Annotated in this window: 7 protein-coding genes; 5 read left to right on the top strand and 2 right to left on the bottom strand. The window is 44.9% G+C overall.

Translation table 11 applies throughout. The annotated features are described in order from the left end of the window. Positions 1-168 precede the first annotated feature (168 nt). Positions 169-849: a hypothetical protein gene (locus H2C83_RS15040; protein WP_181742017.1), complete on the bottom strand. Its 681-nt coding sequence runs from the start codon at positions 847-849 to the stop codon at positions 169-171. Between the two features lie 342 nt (positions 850-1,191). Between H2C83_RS15040 and H2C83_RS15035 the strand changes: the two genes are divergently transcribed. Continuing rightward, positions 1,192-1,575, top strand: a complete 384-nt coding sequence (locus tag H2C83_RS15035; RefSeq protein WP_181742016.1) for a hypothetical protein — start codon at positions 1,192-1,194, stop codon at positions 1,573-1,575. Between the two features lie 81 nt (positions 1,576-1,656). Here H2C83_RS15035 and H2C83_RS15030 read toward each other — a convergent pair whose 3' ends face one another. Then, positions 1,657-1,833, bottom strand: a complete 177-nt coding sequence (locus H2C83_RS15030; RefSeq protein WP_181742015.1) for a hypothetical protein — start codon at positions 1,831-1,833, stop codon at positions 1,657-1,659. A gap of 154 nt (positions 1,834-1,987) precedes the next feature. On the opposite strand from H2C83_RS15030, the gene H2C83_RS15025 reads away from it, so the two are divergent. The 4 genes from H2C83_RS15025 to H2C83_RS17465 form a co-directional block, all read left to right on the top strand. Next, positions 1,988-2,683 (top strand): creatininase family protein, encoded by a 696-nt coding sequence (locus H2C83_RS15025; protein WP_181742014.1) that lies wholly within the window; start codon positions 1,988-1,990, stop codon positions 2,681-2,683. After that, a complete protein-coding gene (locus H2C83_RS15020) occupies positions 2,676-3,377 on the top strand; it encodes a GntR family transcriptional regulator (RefSeq protein WP_181742013.1) in 702 nt (233 codons plus the stop codon). The genes H2C83_RS15025 and H2C83_RS15020 overlap by 8 nt, the downstream gene beginning before the upstream one ends. Before the next feature lie 13 nt (positions 3,378-3,390). Continuing rightward, positions 3,391-3,846, top strand: coding sequence for a bifunctional diaminohydroxyphosphoribosylaminopyrimidine deaminase/5-amino-6-(5-phosphoribosylamino)uracil reductase RibD (gene ribD, locus H2C83_RS15015; RefSeq protein ID WP_181742012.1), 456 nt, complete (start codon positions 3,391-3,393; stop codon positions 3,844-3,846). 103 nt (positions 3,847-3,949) lie between these two features. Further along, positions 3,950-4,162, top strand: a 213-nt coding sequence (locus H2C83_RS17465; protein WP_512700746.1) for a transposase, incomplete at its 3' end; no start/stop codon positions are given.

The following is a 4,162-nucleotide window of genomic DNA, read 5'->3' as shown; positions in this document are numbered from 1 at the left end:
AAAAACAAGTAAAATTGGAGGAAAAAGCCTTGTGGTCCGGCTAATGAATAAATTGAATTTCCTTCATTTGTTTATCTCCCTGAAATATACAACCCCAAGCCCTTTTCTTGTGAAAAAAGCCAGGGGTTTGTCATCAAGCTCAGAGGGTTTAATTCCTCTCGTTTTTATTTAAAAATCGTATTCCACTTTTTGCGCTTCTTTCAGGGTCTCGCCACTTGCTTCCGCGCTTACCATGTCAAAAAACAGTTTGAGATGCTTGATCTCATCTGCCTTTTTGACTGGAACTCCAAGGAGCCCATCTTTTTTCACCTTGCCCAGGTAATCCGACATTTGCATTTCATCATCAAGAAGGAAATCGTTAAAAGCCACTTCGATTTGTTGACCGGTATTCGTGGTGATGGTGCTGATTCCGTTAAAGATCACATTCTGGTCACTGGTGTTCTCAGCGGAATATTGAATTTGAATATAATCCAAGGTATCTCCCACTTTTGTTTGAGACAGGGATTCGATCCCTTGTTTCAGCTCGGAAGAGAGATTCTCCACATGGAAAAGTTTGATATCTTTGATGGTAACCGTAATCGGCTTTAAGTCCACGGTTTCGTTGACAGTCTTGATCTTCTTCAGCGTCACATGTCCGACATTGGGCACATCGGCTTCTTGACCCACTTCGGTAAATGTCAAGTTTCCGCTCGCATCCTTGGAAGGTTCATTTTTGGATTGCTGTGCGGCAGGTTTGGTTGGTTGCGCTTGATCGGCATCTCCTCCACAGCCGGCAAGAACCAATAACAGACTCAGACCGAGAATAAATCCTATTTTTTCAAAGAAATCCCCACTTTCTGATAAGGTCATCTTTCTATTTATTCGAAACTAACGGATTTTTTTGGCCTCTTTTTCAAGTTTTTCCTTTATTTTGCGTAATTCTCCCCGCAAGGTAAAATACAAGTTAACGTTTTTGGTTTGACCGGGAAGTTAGCATCACAATACCACCCCCAGATGTCATCTTCTTTCTCTTTTGTAAGCGGGATAGCGTCGATCTTTTCATCGATACGCCCATATTCTTCATCCTGGAGCAACTGAACGCCAACGTCATCGCTATGGCAGCTTACCAAGAAGAAGACACTCGAAATCGCACGGGAACAACAGAATTCATGATATTCTATAGGGGAGATCCTCGAAGGGAGTGATTTCCCCTTGTCTTATTCCGTCAAGGAACTGAAATCTCCACATGTCTTGAGCCAATTCCGTTTTCATCCTTTGAAACAACTCATCGCCGCAGAGTGGGAGAGTCGGCGAAAAACCCGTGAACGGGGCTATATTGAACTGAAGAATATCGAGCAAATTCTCGCCTGTTACGAAGAAATCAAGGCGCTTCTGTTCATCGGCTTTGCCCTGGACTTTCCCGATGACAAAAGATGCCCTGAAATGATGGAGACGTATATCCGCCAATGTTGCATCGCTTATGGCTTCATGAAGGATATTCCGACGCGCAACATTTGGCTGGATTTAATAGAGTGTTTCCTTCTTCTATGGGAAGAAGATTTGCTGAAAATGGATGAGGACGGAAATTTGATATAAAAGAAGCCCATCCCAGAGAGGGATGAGCTGAGGCTGTTGACAAAAGAAGGTTAACAGCCTCACCGGGAAACCCCGGCTTTTTTAATTTTCATCGCCGTTGTTCTCTGAAGATGCGAAGATATCAAAGCTGAATCCGGCAAGAAAGTATTTTCCTTTTTCGATTTCGACATGGATGAGATGCGTTAGGGGAAAGGAAATCATTTCTCTCTCCGTCCAGAGCTGGACGATCTTGCAGGCTTGGGTAGGCAAGACAGTCATTTTCCTCCTACTTTTTCTGATTTAGATTTAGATCACTAATACACTTACTAGGATAGATCTATATTAGGAAAAAATGCAAGAAAAACTTTTGTTTTTTTTCATTTCGTTGTAAAATAGTGCAGAACCATAAATCTAGACTAGAGAAGGTGGGAAAATGGATGTTCAATCAACATGGAGGGAGCTGAAAGACTGCCCCGCGGCCATTTTGCCCATTGGCGCCCTGGAGCAACACGGACATCATTTGCCGCTTGGAACCGATACGATCATCGCGAAAGCAATTGCCAAGCGACTGGCCGAGCAATTTCCCTCCTGTTATCTGTTGCCCGCACTCCCGTTCTCCCAGTCTTTTGAACATGCAAGGTTCCCTGGTTCGGTATCTCTTAGAACCGCTACGCTTCTTTCCGTGCTTTTTGATGTGGCAAGCTCACTGGAATACTCAGGGATCCAAAAACTTATCATCGTGAATGGGCATGGGGGAAACCATTTTCTCTGGAACTTTGCTCAGGAACAAAATGTCGGCCGTCCCAAAGTCTTCGTCGCTCCATCCCGGAAAGACTGGGACTTTGCCTATGAAAAAGCGAACATAAGCGTGAACTTAAGCCAAGATATGCATGCTGGAGAAGGGGAAACCTCCATTTTGCTATATCTGAATGAACGTGTGAGGAGGGAAGAAGCTGTCGATGTTCCGTCCGTTCCTCGTCCTTTGCTACAAGTCAAGGGCATCGGGGCTTATACCGAAACGGGAAACATCGGAGTTCCCTCTCGGGCATCCATGGAGAAGGGGAAAGTCTTGCTCCAAGCGTTGATCGAACATATTACCCCCTCAGTAAAGGAGTTTATCTATGAGTAAATGGGAAGAAATCTATCAAATCTTGAAAAAGGAAATAGAGTATAAAGTCTATCCGCCAGGTTCCGAGTTTCCGACCAATTTTGATCTCATGAAACGGTTCAATGTCCATACCTCCACGATTCAAAGTGCGATCCGCCGTTTGATTGAGGAAGGACTCATTACCTCCGAAGGCAATCGGACCAAGCGAAAAGTTCGGGTCATTCCAACCCGTTCCCATCGGAAAGGCGGATTCTCGGACGAATATGGGAAAAAGGCGAAGAAAAAGGTTCTGGACATCCGCAAAATCATGAGCAAAGACGAAATGCCGGAGCTTTGCAAGGAAGATGTCTCCTTTCCGGCACTGTACTACTTAAACGAGCAATACATTGATGGAATCCAGGTAGGCGTATCCTGCTCCATCATTCCCCATATCGTATCCATCGACGAATTGGAGAAGAAACTGAAGCAGGAAAACGCCAGCTTGTACCGTTCCCTGGAAGAATTGGGACACAAGCCAGTATCCTGCGAAGAAACCTTTATCGTCGATTTGCCCACCGAGAAAGACCGGGAAGAGTTACATCTGCCAAAGAACAGCAACATCCCGATCATTCGCATGGTACGCAAAACCTTTGATAGCGAAGGCAACGTCGCAGAGATTTGCCATTTGCTATACCGTGCCGATTGTTACGAGTTCCATTACAGATTTGATTTCTAAAGGAGAGAAGAAGATGACTGATAAAGATAAAGAGTTTATGTGGGAAGCCGTACTGGAAGGAAGAAAAGCCCAAGGCAAGACGGGAACCAATCCACCCGTTGGCGCTATTATCGTCAAAGACAGAAAGATCGTCGGCAGAGGGCATACCTCGAAACTGGGTGGCCCTCATGCGGAAGTAAACGCTCTTCGAGATGCCGGAGACAAGGCAGAGGGAGCCACCGTCTACTGCACCTTGGAACCATGCAGCCATTGGGGAAGAACGGGTCCGTGCTGCGTCGCCTTGACAGATGCCAAGATTGCGAAAATCTTTGTTGGCATCATGGATCCTTATCCAAAGGTAAGCGGGAAAGGCATCCAGCACTTGAAAGACCATGGCGTGGAAGTTATCGTCGGTGGCATGTATGAAGAAGAAATCCGGCAGGACTTGAAAGAGTTTTTAGATCGAGTTGCGGCCGGCACACAGGAATAAAGAACAGGGGAACCTCTCCCCTGAGGCTGTTGACAAAAGAAGGTTAACAGCCTTTTTTGTTGAATTAAAATAATATAAAAGCATCCACAAGGAAGGTTTTACTATGTTCAGAACGAACACATCCAGAGAATTTCAGCAAGAAACCGTCAACATAGAGGACCTTGTCCCTCAAGATCATCTGTTAAGAAAAATTAATGAAACGATTGACTTTTCTTTTATCGCTGATAAATGCCGACCGTTGCACTGCAAAAACAATGGTCGACCTTGTATTGATCCTGTCATGCTGTTCAAAATGTTACTTATCGGATATCTGTTT

The organism is Thermoactinomyces mirandus, from assembly GCF_013868055.1.
GTDB classification, from domain to species: domain Bacteria; phylum Bacillota; class Bacilli; order Thermoactinomycetales; family Thermoactinomycetaceae; genus Thermoactinomyces; species Thermoactinomyces mirandus.
This window is presented reverse-complemented; position numbering and strand designations above follow the sequence as displayed.

Excerpts from the sequence above, each read along its gene's own strand:
- H2C83_RS15025 (WP_181742014.1), top strand. The coding sequence starts at position 1,988 with ATGGATGTTCAATCAACATGGAGGGAGCTGAAAGACTGCCCCGCGGCC.
- H2C83_RS15030 (WP_181742015.1), bottom strand. The coding sequence starts at position 1,833 with ATGACTGTCTTGCCTACCCAAGCCTGCAAGATCGTCCAGCTCTGGACG.
- H2C83_RS15020 (WP_181742013.1), top strand. The coding sequence starts at position 2,676 with ATGAGTAAATGGGAAGAAATCTATCAAATCTTGAAAAAGGAAATAGAG.
- ribD (WP_181742012.1), top strand. The coding sequence starts at position 3,391 with ATGACTGATAAAGATAAAGAGTTTATGTGGGAAGCCGTACTGGAAGGA.
- H2C83_RS15040 (WP_181742017.1), bottom strand. The coding sequence starts at position 849 with ATGACCTTATCAGAAAGTGGGGATTTCTTTGAAAAAATAGGATTTATT.